Genomic DNA, 2,453 nt, shown 5'->3' on the forward strand with positions numbered 1-2,453 from the left:
CTACCTGCTGGGTTTTTCGCAATACGCGGCAAGTCGAACGTCATTTTGCTCAGATTTGGTCGAGAAGATCTATGCTCGCCGTGCCCCCGGATTGTTACAGGCCGGACGGCGCAACCGCATCTTCCCACAGGACTTATTTGCGATGGCTACAGACGCGAAATTTGATGACATAACTCAAGCGTTTTCCGAAGGCCGCCGGACATTCCCCTCTACCACGGACAAAGAGCGGGTTAAGCACATGCTGAACGTCATGGAATTTCGCCTGGGTGCGGCTTTGGACAACATCGCGGCGCTCGAACAGGGTGAAAGAATAAGGGTCGTTACCAGCAAAATGCCTGGAGGGGATCGTTTACCCCAGACCCCAATCGGTGAATCATTTGGCCCCGCCGAGCAACTCACCTGGAGTACAAAAGCGGCTGCAGTTGCGGCCCGAAAAAGGGTGCAAAAGCTAAAATTAAGGTGGTGAAGCTAAATCCATGGAGCACAAATGGCCCCATGCAGATTAGCCTACCTTGGCATCACGACACGGGCGACGGCATCGCCGACACGGATTCATTGACGCCGTGACGGAAGAAGACAAACCCAGTGTAACGGTCACCCTCAACGGCGACGGCGTGATCGCGCCGGCGCTTCAGGCCATCCGCTTGGCGACTGAAATGGTGGCCGTATGCACGTCAGCGATCGAGGCTACAGATCTCAACGATCTACCTCGGGACGGGTTTTCCGGGCTGAGCTTCGTGCCTCACGCCGATCAAGCCAAGGCCAAGCTAGCTTATCGCGCGTGGATATTGGGGAAGGCGTTTCAGGAACTGGCCAGGGGGCTGAGGGCTACGCTCGAGCAAGCCTACATCTACACGCTTGGTTTGAGGGAAGGACGCAAGGTCGAGACCTGGGGCGAGTTCGAGGACATTTATCTCGCGGCGGAAAAGAAGGCGTCGAGTCTCAATTTTCCAGATTTGCTGCTGGCCGTGCAGGCGCAATTGGCGACGAAGCTCGATTTCTTTGAGGAGTACCGCTCGCTTCAGAGGGCTCGGAACTGTCTGGAACATCGCAATGGCGTTGTAGGTCATATTGACTGCGACGAAGGCGCGGGGGCCCTTAGCCTGAAGTTGCCCCGTTTGAAATGTTCTACCGTCAGCGACGGGGAAGAGATCGAGGTTCACAAGAACCAGTACTTTGAAAAGGGCGCGACGATCAAAATCAAAAGAGACTTGCGTATTCGTGTCTTCGCCTTGGGGGAAACGGTCTCTTTCACCGCGGAGGAATTCAGCGAGATCGCCATGGCGCTTCGCTTGTTCGTCGCCGACATTGCGCCGAAGCTGCCGATTTAGACCACCGGAATGGCGGTGGGTTGTCGGAGTGCATGCCTGCGAGATGGGCCATTCGAACTGGCACTGTGTTCTCCGGATTCCTATATCTAACCGGCGCTATCCCATGGGGACCATGACTGATGAGTGACGATTCTCCCGACTCTCCCAAGCCCATCAAGCTTGAGGACCTTAAGGTAAGCACCGGCAGTGGTGCCAAGCCATTGAGCGAGATTGCAAAAACACTTGCAGGTATTGGGTCACACGTAAATCCTGCTAAAAACTTGGCCATCCGCCTGCAGGAACAGCAAGACAAGTTCAGTGATTTGCTCCGGCCCTCGAAGGAGGCGGAGGCGCTTCGGAAGCGCTTTGAATCGCTCACACAGCCGTCGCCTGCAATGAGGTCCATACTGGATCAGGTGGAAGGCCAAAGGCGACTGCTCGATTCAATCTCGAAGCCGGATGCCGGGGGGCTATTGACCGAGCGAGCTATTTCGGCCCCTAGAATGCCGGATTTCCAGATGCCCAGAAACCCCATTCTGGACACGAATGCGCAGCTGGCAGAAATCGAACGGAAGTTTGAAAGCATGCTGGATGTCATGACAAACGCCGCGCGGATCGGCAACGATATTCAAGCCCAGGCAACGACCTTTATAGGAAAGTTCGAAGAGGCCTCCAGCCAGACCGACAGTTCAGCCAAAAAAGCAATTCTTGTCGGCGTATTTGCGCTCGTGATCGCCACGCTGAGTCCCTTCGCCCCGATGGTCGTTGATTACTTTTCGCCAAATCGCACCGTTCCGGCGATCGAGGCTCTCACGCGGGAGGTGGTTTCTGCCGATCGGGCGGCTAGCGCTGACAACCAGAAACTAATTGAGGCGCTCAAGGAGCGCGACGATCAGGCGACCGGAAGAATTGTCGAGGAAGTTCGCCGCAGGCAGGACGAAACGAATGCCATTCTGCGGGAGCTCATTGAGACCCTGAAAGATCGCAATGTGCCTGCCAACCCCTGAGAACCGGGCTCTGGCGCAAGAGTAGCTCTATGCGAACAGCTCACGGTCTCGGATCTTGAACGGGTCTGTATAGTCCTCAGCCCACCATGGGTCTTCACCGGCCGTAGGCGCCTTTTGCAAGGACGATGTCTTTTTG

Annotated in this window: 3 protein-coding genes; all 3 read left to right on the forward strand. The window is 55.8% G+C overall.

All coding sequences use genetic code 11. The features are described from left to right. On the forward strand, nucleotides 1–466 hold a 466-nt coding region (locus tag EN742_RS37675), incomplete at its 5' end, for a hypothetical protein (RefSeq protein WP_189375689.1). A gap of 97 nt (nucleotides 467–563) precedes the next feature. After that, nucleotides 564–1,331: a hypothetical protein gene (locus tag EN742_RS31815; protein WP_091600493.1), complete on the forward strand. Its 768-nt coding sequence runs from the start codon at nucleotides 564–566 to the stop codon at nucleotides 1,329–1,331. A gap of 119 nt (nucleotides 1,332–1,450) precedes the next feature. Continuing rightward, entirely contained in the window at nucleotides 1,451–2,317 is an 867-nt protein-coding gene (locus tag EN742_RS31820) for a hypothetical protein (RefSeq protein ID WP_091600494.1), read from the forward strand. Nucleotides 2,318–2,453: the final 136 nt, after the last annotated feature.

It is taken from the genome of Mesorhizobium sp. M4A.F.Ca.ET.020.02.1.1, assembly GCF_004022645.1.
GTDB lineage: Bacteria > Pseudomonadota > Alphaproteobacteria > Rhizobiales > Rhizobiaceae > Mesorhizobium.